Origin of the sequence: Nocardioides bruguierae (assembly GCF_023656415.1) — a bacterium.
In the GTDB taxonomy this organism is placed as follows: domain Bacteria; phylum Actinomycetota; class Actinomycetes; order Propionibacteriales; family Nocardioidaceae; genus Nocardioides; species Nocardioides bruguierae.
In genome coordinates, this window is the sequence record NZ_JAMOIL010000033.1 from 17243 (window position 1) to 35295 (window position 18053).

Genomic DNA, 18053 nt, shown 5'->3' on the forward strand with positions numbered 1-18053 from the left:
GCAACCCGACACCCCCACCCTCGCCCCCACCCCCTGTCGCTCCCCCATCCCTGGAGGCCCCATGACCACCGTGCTCACCCACGACGGGCTGCGCCTGCACGCCACCGCCTACGGCCCGGCCGACGCCGACGTCACCGTGCTCCTCGCGCACTGCTGGACCGCCGACGAGCAGCTGTGGCACTACCAGGTCGCCTCCCTGCTCTCCCGCGAGGTGCCGGGCCACCCCGGCGCACGGGTCCGGGTGGTCACCTGGGACGCCCGCGCGCACGGCCGCTCCGAGGTGCCGGACGAGGCGGCCTGCACGATCACCGACCTGGCCCGCGACCTCGGGGCGGTGGCGGACGCGCTCGCCCCCGCCGGCCCGCTGGTGCTCGCCGGCCACTCGATCGGCGGCATGACGCTCATGGCGCTGCCGGACCTGCGCCCGGACCTGGTGGACCGCGCCGCCGGCCTGCTGCTGGTGGCCACCTCGGCCGGTCACCTCGGCGCCGGCATCGACCGCCTCGCCGCCCGGCTCCCGGGTGGCGAGCACCTCGTCGACCGGCTCCCCGCCGTGCTCGGCCACCGCGCGCGCCGCCTGAGCGCCCGGGCCGGCGTCCGCCGCCGCTCACCCCGGGTGGAGCAGGCCGTCGTCGACAGGATGCTCGTCGGCAGCCCGGTGCGCCCCCGCGACGCCGGCCTCATCGCCGACCAGCTGGCCGCCGCCTCCCCCGCCACCATGGCCGGGTTCGTGCGCGACCTGCGCCTGCACGACCGCGAGCACCTGCTGCGCGCCTGGGACGCCGTGCCCACCGTCGTCCTGGTCGGCACCGCCGACAGGCTCACGCCGCTCTCCCACGGCCGCCGGCTCGCCTCGGGCATCCGGGGCGCACGGCTGCTGGTGCTGCCGGGCGCCGGCCACTACCTGCCGCTCGAGCGGGACGCGGTGGTCAGCGAGCAGCTCGCCGCCCTCGTGGACGCGGCGGTGCGCTCCGCCGTCACGGAGCCCGCGCCGGCCTGATCACCCGGCCGCGCGGGCTGGGAGTCAGGCCGCGACGTGCTTGCGCGCCCCGACGAGCACCACGCCGCCGTCCACCCTGACCTCGAAGGCGGGGACGGTGACGCCGGGCTGGTCGAGGCAGATGCCGGTGCGCAGGTCGAACCCGTGCCGGTGCGAGGGCGACGCCACGAACGGCACGCCGTCGCGGACGCCGACGATGCCGCGCGCCAGCGTGGAGGTGCGGCCGAAGGGGTCGTGGTTGCCCAGGGCGTGCACCTGGTCGTCGGGCATGCGAAAGAGCGCCACGGCCTGGCCGTGGACGAGGGCGGTGGCGCCTCGCTCCACCTCGAGCTCCTCGAGGCGGCAGACCGGCTGCCAGCCCTCCTCGCTCGCCGCGCGTCGGGGTGTCACGCGAGCACCCTCCCTCGGCGTCGTCCGCGGGGCCCGACGGTGCGCGGACCCGGGGCCGAAACTAGGGCCCGCCGTGTACCCGGGAGGTTTCACAGTGTTACGTCCGTGCAAACCCTCCCCGGCGCCCTCACGGCCCGGCGGGACCAGGCGGTCGTCGGGCGGCCCTGACGCGCCGGTGTCACCCGTCGGGGCGAGGGCGGCGCGCTCGGCGGTAGCGTTCCGACCGTGCTCGCACCCTCCCCCTCCGCGGCTCCCGGCGTCGCCGTCGTCGTGCTCGGCGCGGGCTCCGGCAGCCGCGTCGGCGCCGACCGCAACAAGGTGCTCCTGCCGCTCGGGGACCGCCCCCTGCTGGCCTGGTCGGTGACCACGGCCCTCGCGGTGACCGACGTGCGCGTCGTGGTCGTCGTGGCCGCGCCCGGCGAGGCCTCCGAGGTCGCCGAGGCGCTCGGCCCCTGGCTGCCGGCCGGCCCCACCTCGGGGGCACCGGAGGTGCGCCTGGTCGAGGGCGGTGCCACCCGGCACGACTCCGAGGACGCGGCGTTCGCAGCGCTGCGCGCCGACGTGGACGCCGGCCGCGTCGACGTGGTCGCGGTGCACGACGGCGCCCGGCCGCTGGCCGCGTCCGCCCTCTTCGACGAGACCGTGGCCCGGGCCCGCGAGCACGGCGGCGCCCTGCCAGCCGCGCCCGTGACCGGCCTCGTCGGCCGCGACCTGCGCCCCTCGCCGGTGGGCGCCCTCGTGGGGGTGCAGACGCCGCAGTCGTTCCGCGCCGCGGACCTGCTGGGCGCCTACGCCGCGGCCGCGGAGGCGGGCTTCGGGGGCACCGACACCGCCGTCACGTTCGCCCGGTTCACCGGCCTGCCGGTGGTCGTCGTGCCGAGCGGGGCCCGCAACCTCAAGGTCACCTGGCCCGAGGACGTGGCGCTGGCCGAGCGACTCCTGCACCCGCAGGGCTGAGCAGCCACACCGGACGAGGCGGAAGCGGGCTCAGCGCTCGCCGCGTGTGAGCGCCTCCAGCACGGCCACGTCGTCGGCGTCCGCCACCCGGCGGGCCTGGGGCGGGGCCGCGAGCGTGCGCACCGGCCAGCGGGCGGCCAGCAGGGGCACGAGCGCGGCCAGGTCGTCGGTGGGCAGCCCGTCGTCCAGCGCGGCCACGACGCTCGGCGGCAGAACCACGGGCGAGGCGACGGCCAGCAGGCGGTCGCGGTCAACCGTCTCGCCCAGCACGCCCGCCTCGTCCACCTCCTTGACGGTGTCGGTCACGGCCCGCACGCCCACGACGACCGCGCCGTGCGCCTGGGAGTGCCGGACGCACTCGACCAGGAAGGAGGGCGGGGTCATGGGGCACAGCACGTCGTGCAGGACGACGGTCTCCTCGGCGTCCACGAGCGCCTGCCAGGCCGTCCCCTCGTCGACCTGCAGCGCGCCGGACTCACCCAGCGCCCAGGCCGCGCAGGCCACCAGCGCCTCGCCGTGCAGGAGCGAGAACGGCAGCGAGCCGCGGTGGTCGGTGAGCAGCACGGCCAGCGCCTCGGGCGGCTCGACCCACTCCTCATCATCGTCCTCGTCGTCGAGCTCGTCGACGGCCCCGTCGGGGTCCGGGAGGTCGGCGTAGGGGTCCTCGATCGCGTCGACGTCCTCCGGGCCCTGGTCCGGGGTCTCCGCGGTGCCGTCGTCCGTGCCGGGGTCCGCGTCGACGTCGAAGGAGAGGTCGAACCGGACGTCGTCGTCGCGCTCGTCCACGGGGCCACGGTAGCGACCCGCGACCGTCCCGGCCGCGGGGTCGGCGCGGGACGCGGGCCCCGCACAGGCGTGCCACGGCGGGTCGCGGCCGGTCTCACAGGTGCGGGCGCTTGTCTCCCCTGCCATGACCGACCACCACCACAGCGAGGAGCAGGGCGGGGACCTCCTCGACCGCGGGCTCCGGTTCGACCTGGCCTACCTCCGCGACCGTCGCACGGTCCTCTCCCTCCTCGGCGCGGGCGCCCTCGGCACCGGCGGCGCGCTGCTGCTCGGCTCCGGCACGCCGGCCTCGGCGGCGACCTGCTCGGGGAGCGAGATCCCGGCCGAGACCGCGGGTCCCTACCCCGGCGACGGCTCCAACGGACCGAACGTCCTGGACGACAGCGGCGTCGTGCGCCGCGACATCCGCCGCAGCTTCGGCGACACCCACCGCCGCGCGCAGGGCATCGACCTCACCCTGACGCTGCGGCTCGTCTCCACCGGCGACTGCGACCCCCTCGAGGGCTACGCGGTGTACGCGTGGCACTGCGACGCCAAGGGCCGCTACTCGATGTACTCCGCCGGGGTGACCGACCAGAACTGGCTGCGCGGGGTGCAGGTGAGCGGCGAGAAGGGCATCGTGCGCTTCCGCAGCGTCCTCCCCGGCTGCTACCCGGGCCGGTGGCCGCACGTCCACTTCGAGGTCTACCGCTCCAAGCGCGCCGCGACCCGCTCCGGCACCCCGGTGGCGACCTCGCAGCTGGCGCTGCCGCGCAAGGTGGCCGCCCACGTCTACGGCAAGCGTCCTCGGCTCTACGGCGACTCGGCCACCAACCTGGACCAGATCTCGCTGTCCAGCGACAACGTGTTCGGCGACGACGGCGGCGTCGACCAGCTCGCCCGGGTGAAGGGCACGCTCCGCCGGGGCTACCGCGCCTACCTCCAGGTGCCGATCGACGTCTGAGCACCCCGGTCGGGCCGCTCGGCACCTGCGGGCCTCCGGACGCGGACGACCCCCGTCACCCTGGTGGGTGGCGGGGGTCGGTCGCGTGGGTCGTGCCGGACCGTCAGGTCAGGACGCGAGCACCTCGTCGAGGATGGCCTCGGCCTTGTCCTCGTTGGTGGACTCCGCGAGCGCGAGCTCGGAGACCAGGATCTGGCGAGCCTTCGCCAGCATGCGCTTCTCGCCGGCCGACAGCCCGCGGTCGCGCTCACGGCGCCACAGGTCGCGGACGACCTCGGCCACCTTCATGACGTCGCCGCTGTGCAGCTTCTCGAGGTTCGCCTTGTAGCGACGCGACCAGTTGGTCGGCTCCTCGACCTGCTGCGCACGCAGGATGTCGAACACTCGGTCCAGCCCGTCCTTGTCGACGACGTCACGCACGCCGACGAGGTCCAGGTTGCACGCCGGGACCCGGACCACCAGGTCCTGCTGTGCCACGATGCGCAGGACCAGGTACTGACGGTCCTCGCCCTTGATCTTGCGGGTCTCGATGTCTTCGATGACGGCAGCCCCGTGATTGGGGTAGACGACGGTCTCGCCGACAGTGAAAGTCATGTGCCAGGTTCCCCTTCCTCAGGTGGACAACGATAGCACGACCTCGTTGCCCCCGGCCACTGTTTGTGCAGGTCAGGGCCTTGATCCGGGCTTGACAAGCCGAAACCCGGGTGGCTCACGCACGCGATAGCAAGTCCCGCCCCGCCAGGCAAGCCTCCGGTGGGTCGGACGCCGGGGGCCGAACGTCGGCCACGGACGAACCCCCGCCCGGGACCACCCGCCCCAGGTCAGGGCCGCCCGCACGGCGCTCCCACCACCGTGGGCGGGAACGGTGATACTGGCCACATGCCCCCCGCCGAGCAGCAGACCGACGTCAACGACGTGGCGGCGCCTCCCACCGGCCGCCCCCTGCCCGCCCCGGTGGCCCTGGTGCTGGCGGCGCACCCCGCGCGGGCCCTGGCCGTCACGGTCGCCCTCGCCGTCGCCGCCGCGGTCACCGGCAGGCCCGGCCGCGAGGTCGCCCTGGTGGCCGCCACCGTGGCCGTCGGCCAGCTCGTGCTCGGCTGGGTCAACGACGTGGCCGACGCCGACCTCGACGCCCGGCACCGGCGGCGCCGCAAGCCCGTGGCCGACGGCCGGCTCGAGCGGGGGACGGCGGGGTTCGCGGCGGCGTGCGCGGTGCTGGTCCTCGTCCCGCTGTCGGTGGCCAACGGCCTGGTGGCCGCCGGCTTCTACCTGGCGTCGGTGGCGATCGGCGTCGTCGGCACCCGCGTCGGCCGGCGCGGGCCCGCGTCGTGGTGGCCGTGGGCGTTGGCCTGGGCGCTCTACCCGGGCTTCCTGTCCTACGGCGGCTGGGGCGGGCTGCACGTGGGCGAGCCGCCGCACCCGCTGGCCGTGGGGCTGGCCGCGCTCGCGGGCGTCGGCGTGCACGTGCTCACCGCCGTCTGGGGGCTCGTCGACGACCGGGACGAGGGGTGGGACACCCTGCCCCTGCGGCTGGGGCTCGGCCTGGGCGCCAACCGGCTGCTCGCGCTGACCGTCGTGTTCCTCGCCGCCGTGGCCGCGGGCCTGCTCTGGCTGGGCGTCGCCGCGCCGTCCGGCACCTGACGCCCGGTCGCGGCACCGACCCCCGGCAGCGGTACCCTCTACCCGCTGGCTCCACGTCCGACACGAAGGCACCGAACATGTCTCTGCGCCGCAACCTCGCGCTCGTCACCGGCGCGGTCGCGCTCACCACGACCCTCTCGTCGTGCGGCTTCGACCTCGCCACCGACCAGGTGTACACGCCCGCCGCGGGCACCAACGACCGCGAGACGGAGGTCAACGTCCTCTCGGCCGTCGTGGTCGCCGCGCAGGACGACGCGGGCACCTTCGTCGGGGGCCTGGCCAACACCGCCGCCGACGAGCTGTCGCTGACCGGCCTCAGCGCCGCCGACACCAGCGTCACCGTGGCCGACTTCGACCCGGTCGACGTCGCCCCCGACGGCTACACCGGCGTCGGCACCACCGAGGACGGCATCGGCCTGACCGGCTCGTTCGCCGCCGGCGACGTGCTCGAGCTGACCTTCACGTTCGACAACGGCGAGTCCGCGACGATGGACGTGCCGGTCGTCCCGGCCTGCCGCGAGTTCGAGGGCTTCGACACCGCCAGCACCACCGCGACCGGCGAGACCTACGACTGCGAGGCCGAGGAGCCCGTGGTCACCTACGGAGAGCACTGAGACGCATGTCGACCCTGATCCTGCTCCGCCACGGCGAGAGCGAGTGGAACGCCAAGAACCTGTTCACCGGCTGGGTGGACGTCGACCTCAACGACAAGGGCCGTGACGAGGCGGTCCGCGGCGGCAAGCTGATGAAGGAGGCCGGCGTCCTCCCCGACGTCGTGCACACCTCCCTGCTGCGTCGCGCGATCAACACCTCGGCCATGGCGCTGAGCGAGGCCGACCGGCACTGGATCCCGGTGAAGCGCTCCTGGCGCCTCAACGAGCGCCACTACGGCGGCCTGCAGGGCAAGAACAAGAAGCAGACCCTCGACGAGTACGGCGAGGAGCAGTTCATGCTCTGGCGCCGCTCCTTCGACGTGCCGCCGCCGGTCCTGGCCGACGACGACGAGTTCTCGCAGGTGGGCCTGCCCCAGTACGCCGACCTCGGCGACGAGATGCCCCGCACCGAGTGCCTCAAGGACGTCATCGAGCGGATGCTCCCCTACTGGGAGTCCGACATCACCGCCGACCTGGCGGCCGGCAAGGTCGTCCTGGTGGCCGCGCACGGCAACTCGCTGCGCGCGATCGTCAAGCACCTCGACGGGATCAGCGACGACGACATCGCCGGGCTGAACATCCCCACCGGCCAGCCGCTGGTCTACGAGCTGGACGACTCCTTCTCCCCCGTGGAGAAGGGCGGTCGCTACCTCGACCCGGAGGCGGCCGCCGCCGCCGCTGCCGCGGTCGCGAACCAGGGCCGCTGACGCGGCTCAGCACGCACGAGGCGCCGGTCCCAACCAGGGGGCCGGCGCTTCGTCGTTCCGGCTGGACGCGAAACGACCCAACGTCAGGCATGTTTCACGGGCCGTGAAACATGCCTGACGTTGGGTCGTTTCCCGGTGGCAGCCTCAGCCGACGCGCTTGTCGGTCTCGCCGGTGACGACGAAGACGATGCGCTGCGCGATCGAGACGGCGTGGTCGGCGATCCGCTCGTAGTAGCGGCCCAGCAGCGCCAGGTCGACCGCGGCCTCGACGCCGTGGGACCAGTCGTCGGAGAGCAGCTCGACGAAGGACGCGCGGCGCAGGCCGTCCATGATCTCGTCGTCGCGGCCCAGCTCGATCGCGGCGCTGACGTCGCGGTCGGCGATGATCTGGCCGACGCGGACGACCATGTCCTCCGCGACCTCGGCCATCTTGCGGATCGTCGGCGCCACCTCGTCCGGGATGGCGATGTTGGGGACCCGCATGCGAGCGATCTTGGCGACGTGGACGGAGAGGTCGCCCATGCGCTCCAGCTCGGTGACCATGCGCAGCGCGGCCACGACCGAGCGCAGGTCGCGCGCGACGGGCGCCTGGAGGGTGAGCATGCCGATGGCGTTCTCCTCCACCTCCTCGCGCGCCACGTCGATGGCGCGGTCGCCGGAGATGACCTCCTCGGCGAGGGTGATGTCGCCCTCCAGGAGCGCCTGGGTGGCCACGTTCACCGCCACCTGGACCATGCCGCAGATGGAGACCAGGTCGCCGAAGACCTGGCTGAGCTGCTCGTCGAACGTGTCACGCATGGCGCAAGCCTAGAGCGCGCGGCGAACGACGGCGCTGCCGGCGGTGAATGCGGGGTGAACTGTTGCTACGTCGGCCTCCGGCGGCGAACGGGGGGTGAAGGCTGTGCGTACGATCCTGCTCGTGGACCCGACGACGCAGGCACTTCTCGCTGCCCTCGTCGGAGCACTGGTCGCCGGCGGCGCCGTGTTCGCCTGGCACGTGTCCGACCGGCAGCAGCGCGCGGCCGTGCCGCTCCAGCAGCCGGCCCTGCCCGACGGCGTGGCCACCGTGCTCTCGGTGCTGCGCTCCAGCGCGGTGGTGATCGACTCCTCCGAGCTGGTGCTCAAGGCCTCCGCGCCCGCCTACGCCCTCGGCCTGGTGCGCGGCACCCGGCTGGTCTCCGATGACCTGGCCGACATGGTGCGGCAGGTCCGGCGGGACGGGCAGATCCGCGAGACCGAGCTGCGGCTGACCCGCCCGGGCGTGCCGGCACGCTTCGTCAGCGCCCGCGTGGCGCCGCTGGGCTCCCGCCTGGTGCTGGCGCTGGTGGAGGACCGCACCCGGGAGCGGCGCGTCGAGGAGGTCCGCCGCGACTTCGTGGCCAACGTCAGCCACGAACTGAAGACCCCGGTGGGCGCCATTCGGCTGCTCGCCGACGCCATGGAGGACGCGGCCGACGACCCCGACGCGGTCAAGCGGTTCGCCGCCCGGATGCTCACCGAGTCCGACCGGCTCGGCAAGCTCGTCCAGCAGATCATCCAGCTCTCCCGGCTCCAGGCCGACGACCCGCTCGACGAGCCGATCGCCGTGGACCTGGACGAGGTGATCGCGACCGCGGTCGACACCAGCGCGATGGCCGCCGAGGACCGGCGCATCCACGTGCTGGTCGGCGGCGTCCCCGGCGTCCAGGTCTACGGCAACGAGAAGCAGGTGCTCGCCGCGGTGAGCAACCTCGTCTCCAACGCCGTCTCCTACTCCGAGCCCGACTCCACGGTGGTCGTGACGACCCGGGTGGACGAGGGGTCGGTCGACATCTCGGTGGTGGACCAGGGCATCGGCATCCCCGCCGAGGAGCTGGACCGCATCTTCGAGCGGTTCTACCGGGTGGACCCCGCCCGGCACCGCTCGACCGGTGGCACGGGCCTGGGCCTGTCCATCGTCAAGCACGTCGCCGCCACCCACGGCGGCGAGGTCCGGGTCTGGTCGGCGGAGGGTCAGGGCTCGACCTTCACCCTCACGCTCCCCCAGCACTACGGCACCGACAGCACCCCCGACGACGACCTCTCCCTGGGGTCGATGGACGACCGGGGGCGCTCCCCGGGGAACGACGAGCAGGAGGAACGCCCGTGACACGGGTACTGGTGGTCGAGGACGAGGAGAGCTACTCCGAGGCTCTCTCGTACATGCTGCGCAAGGAGGGCTTCGAGGTCTCCGTGGCGGCCGACGGCAACACGGCGATCAACGACTTCGAGCGCAACGGGGCCGACATCGTCCTGCTCGACCTGATGCTGCCCGGCATCCCCGGCACCGAGGTCTGCCGGGTCATCCGGCAGAGCTCGAACGTGCCGGTGATCATGGTCAGCGCCAAGGACGACGAGATCGACAAGATCGTCGGCCTCGAGCTCGGTGCGGACGACTACGTCACCAAGCCGTACTCCCCGCGCGAGCTCACCGCCCGCATCCGGGCGGTGCTGCGCCGCGGCATCGAGCCCGACGCCGCACCCGCGGCCCTCGAGGCCGGCCCGGTGCGGATGGACGTCGAGCGGCACGTGGTGACCGTGGACGGCCACGAGCAGAAGCTGCCGCTCAAGGAGTTCGAGCTGCTCGAGATGTTCTTGCGCAACCCCGGCCGGGTGCTGACCCGCGGGCAGCTGATCGACCGGGTCTGGGGCTCCGACTACGTCGGCGACACCAAGACCCTCGACGTGCACGTGAAGCGGCTGCGGGCCAAGATCGAGCCCGACCCGAGCGAGCCCAAGTACCTCGTGACGGTGCGCGGGCTGGGGTACAAGTTGGATCTCTGACGAAGGAGGAGATCCAACGCGCCTCCGGCGCAGCCGGGGGCGAGGGACGAGCCCGCGGCGTGGGCGCCGGAGGATCGAGCAGGCCCACCGCCGAGGGACGAGGCGGTGCTGGCCGTGTCGAGATCTGCTCCGCCGGCACGCCGGCTGCGGGGGTCTCGTGGCTCCTCGCCGGGGCTCGTCGCACCTCGACCACCGGCCGGTGCAGCGGTGTCGGTGCCGGCGCCTAGGCTGCGGCCGTGAACGCTCCCGCCCCCGGTTCCCCCACCGGTCTTCCCTGGCTCCCGCTCGCCGCGGTGGCCACCACCCTGGTGCTGTGGGCCAGCGCGTTCGTGGCGATCCGCTACCTGCACGAGGACTTCTCCCCCGGCGCACTGACGCTGGGGCGGCTGGTGGTGGCCTCGGTCTGCCTGGCGGTCGTCGCGCTCCTCTCGGCCCGCCGCTCGCTGCGCCGGCCAACGGGCCGGGAGTGGGCGGGGATGGCGGTCATCGGCGTCCTGTGGTTCGCGCTCTACAGCGTGGCGCTCAACGAGGGCGAGTCCCGGGTCGACGCGGGCACCGCCTCGATGCTGATCCAGGTCTCGCCGGTGCTCATCTCGGTGCTGGCCGCGATCTTCCTGGGCGAGCGGTTCACCCGGTGGCTCGGGCTCGGCCTGGCGGTGGCGTTCGCCGGCGTCGTGGTCATCTCGCTCTCCACCTCCGACGCGGCCGACCGCGACAGCACGGGCGTGCTCCTGTGCCTGGTGGCCGCGGTGGCCTACTCGATCAGCCTGGTGGTGCAGAAGCCGCTGGTGGCGCGGCTGCCGGCGATCCAGGTGACCTGGCTGGCGGCCACCATCGGGTGCGTCGTGTCGCTGCCGTTCGCGCCGCAGCTGGTGCGCGAGGTCGCGGCCGCCCCGCCGTCGTCCACGTTCTGGATGGTCTACATGGGCGCGCTGCCGACGGCGCTGGCGTTCACCACCTACGCCTACGCGCTGCGGCACCTCTCGGCGTCCACGCTGGGCGTGACGACCTACCTCGTGCCGCCGCTGACCATCGTGATGGGCTGGCTGCTGCTGGCCGAGACGCCGCCGGCGCTGGCCTACGCGGGCGGCGCGCTGGCGCTGGTGGGCGTGGCGCTCACGCGACGCGGTGGCCGCGCACGGGCTGCCCGTGCCCGGCGTGAGGAGCCGGTCTCCGCGCAGACGTGACACGCGTGCACCCGGACGTGGGACGATCCGGTTCGTGACCATACTCGCCGGCGTGGCCTGCGGCCTCCTCGCCCTCCTGCACGTCGGGTTCGCCTACCTCGAGGCGGTGCTGTGGGCGACGCCCACGGGGCGCCGCATCTTCGGCACCGACGTGGAGTTCGCGCAGGCCAGCCGTGTGCTGGCCGCCAACCAGGGGCTCTACAACCTGTTCCTGGCGGCCGGCCTGGTGTGGGGCGCGCTCAGCACCCGCACCGAGGTGCAGGTCTTCTTCGCGGCGTGCGTGCTCGTCGCGGGCGCGGTGGGTGCCCTGACCGTGAGCCGCCGCATCCTGTGGGTGCAGGCCGTGCCCGGTCTGGTCACCCTTGTGCTGGCGCTGCTCGCGGTCTGAGACCGCACCGCTCGCCCGGGCCCCGGGCGTACGACGAGGACCCGGCGCCAGGGGGATGGTGCCGGGCCCTCGTCGGGTCTGGGGGGGTAGCCGGCGGTCAGCCGGCGGTCTGCTGGAGCAGGACCTGGCGCAGCTCGCGGGTGGCGCGGGTGCGTAGCTGGCTGACGCGGGACTCGGTGACACCGAGCACGCGGCCGATCTCGGCCAGGGTGAGGCCCTCGAAGAAGGAGAGGGCCAGGATCACGCGGTCGCGCTCGGGGAGGGCCTGCACGGCCGGCAGCAGCCGCTCGCGCACCTCCTCGTCCTCGAGCGCGTCGGTCCAGTCGCGGCCGACCTCGTGCAGCTCGTCGAGCTCGGTGACGGAGGCGTAGCGCACCCAGGTGCGCGGCTGCAGCGCCGTGCGCACCTCCTCGGTCTCCAGGCCGCTCGCGGAGGCGAGCTCGTCGTCGGTGGGCTGGCGGCCCAGGTCGGTGCGCAGGGCGTGCGCGGTGCGCTCCAGCTCGCGGGCACGGCGGCGGACGGAGCGGGGCGCCCAGTCGTCGGCGCGCACCGCGTCCAGGATCGCGCCGCGGATGCGCGGCACGGCGAAGGTGGGGAACCGCAGGCCGCGGTCGGGCTCGAAGCGCTCGATCGCGTCGATGAGGCCGATCATGCCCTCGGAGACCAGGTCGCCGGTCTCGACGGAGGCGGGCATCCCGGAGCGGACCCGGCCGGCCACGTACTTGACCAGGCCGGCGTAGCGCAGCATCAGCTCGTTGCGGGCGGCGAGGTCGCCGCGCTCGCGGATGGCGCGCCACAGCGCGCCGTCGCCGTCCTCGCCCTCGTCGGCACTGACGTGCGCGAAGGGCTCGTCGTCGGGCACGGGCCGGACGTGACGGGGCCCCGGCACGCCGGCGGCGTCCGGGGTGGGGTCTGCGAGGCCGGGCCCCTGCGCGTCCGACGAGGTCGGCAGGGGCTCGGGCCGGCGGTGGGCGCCGGGACGGCGCGACTCCGTGGTCGACTCCTCCGGACTCCGGGGCTGCGGCGTGGCGGCGGCCTCGGAGTGGGGGCGGGGCCCTTCAGGCGGGGTGACGCGATCGAGAAGCTCGGTCATGGTGGTCCTGGATCTTCGGGGAAGGTGGTGTCCGGTGTCCCGGACGCGCGGGGCGCGCCGCGGCAAAATCTGCGGCGGCGCGCCACGCGGAGGCCGTGCGGCCGAGTGGGTTACTCGCCGTCAGCGGCCACGGTGCCGGCGGTCGTGTACGAAGAGGTGCTGCACGTCGCGTCCCCGGTCAGCAGACCGCCCTCATTGGAGTCGTAGTAGAAGGTGTTGGTGCTGCCCGAGTTGGTTCCCTCAAGGCAGAACCCGCTGGTGTCTGCGCTCAGGATCTCCACCGTGACGTTCGTGGTTCCCTTGAGGGTCGCGAGGGTGTTCGTCTCGTCAGCGGCAGTGCCGTCGAGGTACGTCTGGTGGTCGACGAACCAGGTCTCCATGAGCGTCGCGGCGTTCTTGAGGTCGGACTGGGTGCCGGCGTCCGCGGCCTTCTGGCGCTGGCTCAGGAACACCGGGATGGCGATCGCGGCGAGCACGCCGATGATGATGACGACGACGAGGAGCTCGATCAGGGTGAATCCCTTGTCCCGGCTCTCCGGGGCGTTGCTGGTGGTGGTCTGCACGGTTGTCTCCAATGGCGGTCGGCCCGGCCCCCTGGGGGGTGCATGAGACCGGGGCGAGGACGGTTCATCCCGGTGGATCGGCGCGACCCCAGGCCGCCTTGAGAGCGGTCTAGATGTCTCCATTCTGGCTCAAGGTGACCTGCGCGGATGCCGAAACAGAACAAGTGGGTCCGGGTTTCCGGGTCCGGCTGCTCCAGCACCGCCCCGGCCCGCCCGCACGCCGCCAGCCAGCCCTCGGCGCCCGGCCCCGTGCGCCGCCGACCCCGGAGCGACCGCCCGTGACGCAGCCCACTGACCCGCGCGACCGCGGCTTCACCCTCGTGGAGCTGATGGCGACGGTGACGGTGCTGACGATCGTGCTCGGCATCGCCATCTCGGGTTGGGTCCAGTGGACGCGCGCCAACGCCCAGGAGGGCACCGCCGAGCAGGTGCAGGCCGCGCTCCGCGCCACCCAGCAGCGGGCCGTCACCGAGGGCCGGTCGCTCTGCGTCATGTTCACCGACGCCGACTACCAGCTGTTCAGCGGCCGGTGCGCCGACGACGACCGCACCGCCCTCCAGGAGCCGGTGGCGCTCGACGGCCAGGGTACCCACCTGCTCGACCCCGCGTTCACCACCGACGACGACGGCACGCTGCCTGGCGTCACCTTCAGCTCGCGCGGCACCGCCACCGCCGGCACCGTCACGGTCGTCCGCGACGACTCCGACCGCGAGATCGTCATCCACGTCGAGGGGCTGACCGGCCGTGTCTCCCGCCGCTGAGCCGCGCGCGACCCAGGGCGCGCTCCAGCGCCATCCGAAGCCCGAGCCCGAGCCGAGGCCCGAGGTGCCGTCCGACGGCGGCTTCAGCCTGGTGGAGATCATGGTGAGCGTCGGCATCCTCGTGGTGGTGCTGGTGGCCACCCTGCCGGTGATCCTCAGCGGCATCCGCGGCAACGCCACCTCGCGCGAGCTCACCCAGGCCAAGTCCCTGGCGCTCGGCCAGCTGGAGCAGATGCGCAACCTGCCCTTCCACGTGGCCCCGGATGCCGGGGACTACATCGACGTGCTCGACCGGTACTACACCGACCTCACCACCCCGGTCACGGCGCCGGCCTGCACCGACGCAGACGGCGACGCGGTGGCGCCGACCTCCGCGTCCGACGGCTTCGTCGCCGCCGGCGCCACCCGCTGCTCCTGGGAGCCGGCCGGCGCGTTCTACCGCCGGGTGATCACCGACGCCGAGGACGGCGACCTCGACGGCTGGACCGTGGTCGTGGCCACCCAGCTGCTCTCCGACGGCACGCCGCCCACCGTGGTGGTGCCGGCGAGCGGCTGGACCACGCAGGTGGTCGGCCGCGACGCGCGGCCCGCCTCGCAGATCGGCGTCGGTGTCACGGTGCTGCGCACCGGGGCCACCCTGGCGCCAGTGAGCAGCTGGACCCAGATCAGCCGTACCCGCCAGGCCGCGACCCGGCTGCGTGCCTCCGTGGACGTCACCACGCTCGCGGTCGGCACCTCGACGCCCACCGTCACCGGCGAGGTGCCGGTCAACGTGGACGCGGGCCGACTCCAGCTCGCCACCGGCCTCTCCTACGCCTCCACCGCTTCGGGCACCGCGTCCTCGGTCGCGGCCGACGTGGGCACCAGCCTCACCGGACGCGGCGCCACCGCCGACGTGGTCGCCCCACCGGCCACCACCGTGGCCGCGCAGGGCGCGGGCGAGTCGAGCCTCGGCGCCAGCGGCTGCCAGCTCGCCTGCTGGGGCGGCACACAGACGACCTCGCTGGCCGCGCGGGTCGCCGACGCCCTGCCCGGCCTGGGCTCGGCCCTCTCCCCCGTGGGCGCCACCCTGGCCTCCCCCTCGTCCAGCGGCACCGCCCTCGGCGTCGGCGCCGGCACGGGCAGCCTGCTCCTCTACCGCGACGGCCTCGCCCTCACCGGGCGCCTGGTGAAGATGACGAGCGCCACCGTGCCCAGCGCCACCGGCTCGGACTGCTCCGTGAGCACCAGCGGCGGCACCGTCCGGCTCGCGGCCACCGGCTGGGCGACCTCGACCGCCACGGACGACACCACGGACCCCTCCGCCGTCGAGGCCTGCGGCACCGCCCGGGCCGGCACCGTGCAGGTGCTGCCCACCACCTTCGCCCCCGAGGGCATCCTCCAGGTCGACCTCACCGGGGCCGCCGCCCGCTGCCGCGTCGCCGGCACGGGGCACGCGGCCTCCACCACCGCGGCCTGGTCGGCCACGGTCCGCCGGTGGACGCCCACGGGCTACGTGGCGGTCACCCCCACGACGCCCACCACGACCCAGGCCTCCACCACCGACGCGCTGGAGTCGATCGACCTGTCGACCGTGCCGGTCGGCACCTACGGCTACCTCGACGACTGGATCGCCTCCTGGTCCGCGCTCACGGTCGGCGAGACCACGCGCACCGCCTCCGGCGGCGCGGCCGAGGTCACGATCCCCGGTGTCATCACGCTGCGCACCCAGCCGCTGCGCAAGCAGGTCGACTCCGACGGCGCCGTCGTCACGGACGAGGCGGGGCAGCCCGTCGCCGAGCCGTCCTCCACCCTCTCGGTGACGCTGGGCGCCGTCTCGTGCACCGCGCAGGACGACCGATGAGCGCCGCGCAGGAATCCGGACACGACTCTGGGCACGAGCCTGCGCAGGCCCCGGGACAGGACCCGGGCGACGGCGGCTTCACCCTGGTGGAGCTGCTCGTGGCGATCGGGCTGCTCGGGGTGGTCTCCACCCTGCTGCTCGGGCTCGCGCTCTCGACCGCCGAGGTCACCGACGAGATCCAGTCCACCGCCGACGTCACCCAGGAGTCCCGGCTCGCGGTGGAGCGGCTCTCCCGCGAGCTGCGGCAGACCGCCGCCGTGGACAAGGTGGAGCTCACCTCGCTCGGCGACGAGACCACCTCGCTGACGGTGTGGACCGACTTCGACGGCGACGGCCTGCGCGACACCGGCATCTCCGACCCCGAGGTGCTCACCTACCGGTGGGACCCGACCGGCGGCCGCCTCACCCTGACCGCCAACGACGCCGACGGCGCCGCGATCACCCGACCCGTGCTGGCCGAGGTCGTCAGCCGCTTCGACCTGCGCCTGCTCTCCTCCGCCTTCGAGCCCGACGCCGACGGCGACGGGCGCACGACCTGGCAGGAGCTGGACGCCTACCCCGCCCTCGGCGGCAACGGCAACGGCCGCCCCGACGGCGCCGAGCTGGCCCACCTCGACCTCGTGGAGGTCTCGATGACCGTGCGCGACGGCGACGTCAGCCGCGACTTCACCCTCCGCGTCGACCTGCGCAACCAGGAAGGAGGCGCCGGATGATCGCCCTGCGCGCCCACCGGCACCGTGCCGCCCGCCGAGCCACCGGTGGCCCCCGTCCCAGGCCGGACCGGCCCGCCGACACCGGCTCCGCCCTGGTCATCACCATGACGGTGGTGGCTCTCGTGCTGGTGCTCGGCACCACGATCCTGCGGGTCACCGTCAACGGCATGCAGGCCTCCTCGGCCTCGCGTGCCTCGGCCGCCGCCCTGGACGCCGCCGACGCCGGCGTCGCCCAGGCCCTGGCCTACCTGCGCAGCAGCGGCTCCCGCTCACTGCGCTGCTCGCCGGACTGCACGACGAACGCCTGGGGCAGCAGCAGCGCCCCGTTCGGCGACGACCTGCCCGGCTCGGCCGGCCAGTCCTACACCGCCTGGATCGAGCCGATCGCCCCCTGGCCCGACAACGACCCGGCCACGTACCGCATCCACAGCACCGGACGCTCCGGCTCCGGCGTGCGCGCCGTCGAGGTCGACGTCTCGCTCAGCCCCATCGCCAGCCTCCCGCTCGGCCTCTTCGGCCGCGAGATCTCCGGCGGCGGCAACTACTCCACGACCCGGGTCAGCGTCTTCTCCACCGGCTGCGTCTACCGCCGCGACAAGATCGACGTCGCCGACACCATCGACGCCGCCTACGGCATCCCCGCCGCCGTGCACTCCTCGCAGGTGATCACCAACGCCAACGGCAACAACCAGTACTGCTCGGACGCCAAGGGCAGCGGCAAGAACGGCCCCATCCACTCCTGGAGCGCGAGCAACGCCGCGGGCGCCTGCAACGAGGAGTTCCCCTACGACCAGGACGCCTACGGCGGTCCGCTGGCCGGCACCGCGTGCGCGTCGGTGGCCGCCGCGTACCCCGCCTACTACGGCGCGCAGGACCTCGACGGCGACGGCACCACCGACGTGGACGGCTCCCGCATCGGCTCCGAGGACGCGCTGCGCACCCTGTTCGGCATCGGCGAGGACCCCTTCAGCGCCGACGAGCTGGACGACCTGCGGGCCGTGGCCCAGTCGCAGGGCCTCTACTGGACGACCAACAGCGGCTGGAGCGTCCCCTCGCCGTCGGTGACGCCGCACGCCGTGATGTTCTTCGACCTCAGCCCCACGAACTCCAGCAGCGCGCTGGTGAACCTCTCCCAGGCCGACTTCGACGACTGGGGCCGCGAGGACACCGGCGAGGTGGTCGCCGACTCGGCGCAGTGCCCGGACCAGAGCCTGCTCATCGTCATCGTCAACGGCGACGTGCGGCTCAACAGCAACACGAACATGGCCGCGAGCATCGTGCTCACCTCCCGCTCGCCCTACGGCAAGGTGTCGAAGAACAACGGCACCGCGGACCTGATCGGCACGCTGTTCGCCGACGCCGTGGACCTCACCGGCACGGCCAACCTCTCCCTCGACGAGTGCTTCCTCGCGAACGTCTCCCCCAGCCTCCTGCGCCAGGGCGTGGGTCGCTACCTCGAGGTCGACCGCTGAGGCGGAACGGCACCCAGGACCACCCAGGACCACGCACGACCCGGGGACGACAGACCCGGAGACAGCAGGACGCCGGCGGGGCATCGCCCCGCCGGCGTCCTGGTGTTGCTGCGCTGGGTGACCCGCCCCCGCGACTGCCGGGGACGAGGCTCGT

20 protein-coding genes are annotated in these 18053 nt (G+C 73.9%); 14 read left to right on the forward strand and 6 right to left on the reverse strand.

All coding sequences use genetic code 11. From position 1 onward, the window contains the following. Window positions 1-61 precede the first annotated feature (61 nt). Window positions 62-1000, forward strand: a complete 939-nt coding sequence (locus M8330_RS18870; protein ID WP_250828582.1) for an alpha/beta fold hydrolase — start codon at window positions 62-64, stop codon at window positions 998-1000. 24 nt (window positions 1001-1024) lie between these two features. Here the strand turns inward: M8330_RS18870 and nirD are convergent, their stop codons facing one another. After that, the gene (gene nirD, locus M8330_RS18875) at window positions 1025-1390 is read right to left on the reverse strand and encodes a nitrite reductase small subunit NirD (protein WP_250051438.1); all 366 of its coding nucleotides are present in this window, start codon (window positions 1388-1390) and stop codon (window positions 1025-1027) included. A gap of 225 nt (window positions 1391-1615) precedes the next feature. On the opposite strand from nirD, the gene M8330_RS18880 reads away from it, so the two are divergent. Further along, entirely contained in the window at window positions 1616-2347 is a 732-nt protein-coding gene (locus tag M8330_RS18880; protein WP_250828583.1) for an IspD/TarI family cytidylyltransferase, read from the forward strand. Window positions 2348-2377: 30 nt separating this feature from the next. Here the strand turns inward: M8330_RS18880 and M8330_RS22585 are convergent, their stop codons facing one another. Further along, on the reverse strand, window positions 2378-3133 hold the full coding sequence (locus M8330_RS22585) for a 2-C-methyl-D-erythritol 4-phosphate cytidylyltransferase (RefSeq protein ID WP_250828584.1): 756 nt from the start codon (window positions 3131-3133) through the stop codon (window positions 2378-2380). A gap of 124 nt (window positions 3134-3257) precedes the next feature. Here M8330_RS22585 and M8330_RS18890 point away from each other — a divergent pair, with 124 nt between their 5' ends. After that, complete coding sequence (locus tag M8330_RS18890; protein ID WP_250828585.1) at window positions 3258-4076, forward strand: dioxygenase family protein; 819 nt, start codon at window positions 3258-3260, stop codon at window positions 4074-4076. A 108-nt stretch (window positions 4077-4184) separates the two neighbouring features. Here M8330_RS18890 and M8330_RS18895 read toward each other — a convergent pair whose 3' ends face one another. Further along, on the reverse strand, window positions 4185-4670 hold the full coding sequence (locus M8330_RS18895) for a CarD family transcriptional regulator (protein WP_250051431.1): 486 nt from the start codon (window positions 4668-4670) through the stop codon (window positions 4185-4187). A 285-nt stretch (window positions 4671-4955) separates the two neighbouring features. On the opposite strand from M8330_RS18895, the gene M8330_RS18900 reads away from it, so the two are divergent. The 3 genes from M8330_RS18900 to M8330_RS18910 all read left to right on the forward strand — a co-directional run bounded on the left by M8330_RS18900 (window position 4956) and on the right by M8330_RS18910 (window position 7077). Continuing rightward, window positions 4956-5717 (forward strand): UbiA family prenyltransferase, encoded by a 762-nt coding sequence (locus M8330_RS18900; RefSeq protein ID WP_250051428.1) that lies wholly within the window; start codon window positions 4956-4958, stop codon window positions 5715-5717. Between the two features lie 77 nt (window positions 5718-5794). Next, window positions 5795-6331 carry a copper chaperone PCu(A)C gene (locus tag M8330_RS18905; protein WP_250828586.1) on the forward strand — a complete coding sequence of 179 codons (537 nt, stop codon included), beginning with the start codon at window positions 5795-5797 and terminating at the stop codon, window positions 6329-6331. A 5-nt stretch (window positions 6332-6336) separates the two neighbouring features. Next, window positions 6337-7077 carry a phosphoglyceromutase gene (locus tag M8330_RS18910; protein WP_250828587.1) on the forward strand — a complete coding sequence of 247 codons (741 nt, stop codon included), beginning with the start codon at window positions 6337-6339 and terminating at the stop codon, window positions 7075-7077. A gap of 144 nt (window positions 7078-7221) precedes the next feature. On the opposite strand, the gene phoU is transcribed toward M8330_RS18910, so the two are convergent. Further along, window positions 7222-7875, reverse strand: coding sequence for a phosphate signaling complex protein PhoU (gene phoU, locus M8330_RS18915; protein ID WP_250057651.1), 654 nt, complete (start codon window positions 7873-7875; stop codon window positions 7222-7224). A 121-nt stretch (window positions 7876-7996) separates the two neighbouring features. On the opposite strand from phoU, the gene M8330_RS18920 reads away from it, so the two are divergent. From M8330_RS18920 to M8330_RS18935, 4 genes are all read left to right on the forward strand, one after another. After that, window positions 7997-9205 carry a sensor histidine kinase gene (locus tag M8330_RS18920; RefSeq protein WP_250828588.1) on the forward strand — a complete coding sequence of 403 codons (1209 nt, stop codon included), beginning with the start codon at window positions 7997-7999 and terminating at the stop codon, window positions 9203-9205. Beyond that, window positions 9202-9879, forward strand: a complete 678-nt coding sequence (locus M8330_RS18925) for a response regulator (RefSeq protein ID WP_250057647.1) — start codon at window positions 9202-9204, stop codon at window positions 9877-9879. The genes M8330_RS18920 and M8330_RS18925 overlap by 4 nt, the downstream gene beginning before the upstream one ends. A gap of 236 nt (window positions 9880-10115) precedes the next feature. Next, window positions 10116-11066: a DMT family transporter gene (locus M8330_RS18930; RefSeq protein WP_250828589.1), complete on the forward strand. Its 951-nt coding sequence runs from the start codon at window positions 10116-10118 to the stop codon at window positions 11064-11066. A 34-nt stretch (window positions 11067-11100) separates the two neighbouring features. Further along, a complete protein-coding gene (locus M8330_RS18935; protein WP_250828590.1) occupies window positions 11101-11454 on the forward strand; it encodes a DUF1304 domain-containing protein in 354 nt (117 codons plus the stop codon). Between the two features lie 97 nt (window positions 11455-11551). Here the strand turns inward: M8330_RS18935 and M8330_RS18940 are convergent, their stop codons facing one another. Further along, window positions 11552-12547 (reverse strand): FliA/WhiG family RNA polymerase sigma factor, encoded by a 996-nt coding sequence (locus tag M8330_RS18940; protein ID WP_250828591.1) that lies wholly within the window; start codon window positions 12545-12547, stop codon window positions 11552-11554. Window positions 12548-12657: 110 nt separating this feature from the next. After that, window positions 12658-13110 carry a type IV pilin protein gene (locus tag M8330_RS22175; protein WP_308196315.1) on the reverse strand — a complete coding sequence of 151 codons (453 nt, stop codon included), beginning with the start codon at window positions 13108-13110 and terminating at the stop codon, window positions 12658-12660. A 278-nt stretch (window positions 13111-13388) separates the two neighbouring features. Here M8330_RS22175 and M8330_RS18950 point away from each other — a divergent pair, with 278 nt between their 5' ends. Genes M8330_RS18950 through M8330_RS18965 form a run of 4 tightly spaced genes read left to right on the forward strand, consistent with a single transcriptional unit; the run spans window position 13389 to window position 17899 of the window. Then, complete coding sequence (locus tag M8330_RS18950; protein ID WP_250828592.1) at window positions 13389-13871, forward strand: GspH/FimT family pseudopilin; 483 nt, start codon at window positions 13389-13391, stop codon at window positions 13869-13871. Then, window positions 13855-15714: a type IV pilus modification PilV family protein gene (locus tag M8330_RS18955; protein ID WP_250828593.1), complete on the forward strand. Its 1860-nt coding sequence runs from the start codon at window positions 13855-13857 to the stop codon at window positions 15712-15714. The genes M8330_RS18950 and M8330_RS18955 overlap by 17 nt, the downstream gene beginning before the upstream one ends. Beyond that, window positions 15711-16427 (forward strand): PilW family protein, encoded by a 717-nt coding sequence (locus M8330_RS18960; protein WP_250828594.1) that lies wholly within the window; start codon window positions 15711-15713, stop codon window positions 16425-16427. Before M8330_RS18955 ends, M8330_RS18960 begins: the two co-directional genes overlap by 4 nt. Further along, window positions 16424-17899: a hypothetical protein gene (locus M8330_RS18965; protein ID WP_250828595.1), complete on the forward strand. Its 1476-nt coding sequence runs from the start codon at window positions 16424-16426 to the stop codon at window positions 17897-17899. The genes M8330_RS18960 and M8330_RS18965 overlap by 4 nt, the downstream gene beginning before the upstream one ends. Window positions 17900-18053: the final 154 nt, after the last annotated feature.

Coding starts and splice junctions, on each gene's coding strand:
- M8330_RS18870 (WP_250828582.1), top strand. CDS start 62: ATGACCACCGTGCTCACCCACGACGGGCTGCGCCTGCACGCCACCGCC.
- M8330_RS18890 (WP_250828585.1), top strand. CDS start 3,258: ATGACCGACCACCACCACAGCGAGGAGCAGGGCGGGGACCTCCTCGAC.
- M8330_RS18895 (WP_250051431.1), bottom strand. CDS start 4,670: ATGACTTTCACTGTCGGCGAGACCGTCGTCTACCCCAATCACGGGGCT.
- M8330_RS18900 (WP_250051428.1), top strand. CDS start 4,956: ATGCCCCCCGCCGAGCAGCAGACCGACGTCAACGACGTGGCGGCGCCT.
- M8330_RS18905 (WP_250828586.1), top strand. CDS start 5,795: ATGTCTCTGCGCCGCAACCTCGCGCTCGTCACCGGCGCGGTCGCGCTC.
- M8330_RS18910 (WP_250828587.1), top strand. CDS start 6,337: ATGTCGACCCTGATCCTGCTCCGCCACGGCGAGAGCGAGTGGAACGCC.
- phoU (WP_250057651.1), bottom strand. CDS start 7,875: ATGCGTGACACGTTCGACGAGCAGCTCAGCCAGGTCTTCGGCGACCTG.
- M8330_RS18940 (WP_250828591.1), bottom strand. CDS start 12,547: ATGACCGAGCTTCTCGATCGCGTCACCCCGCCTGAAGGGCCCCGCCCC.
- M8330_RS18960 (WP_250828594.1), top strand. CDS start 15,711: ATGAGCGCCGCGCAGGAATCCGGACACGACTCTGGGCACGAGCCTGCG.
- M8330_RS18965 (WP_250828595.1), top strand. CDS start 16,424: ATGATCGCCCTGCGCGCCCACCGGCACCGTGCCGCCCGCCGAGCCACC.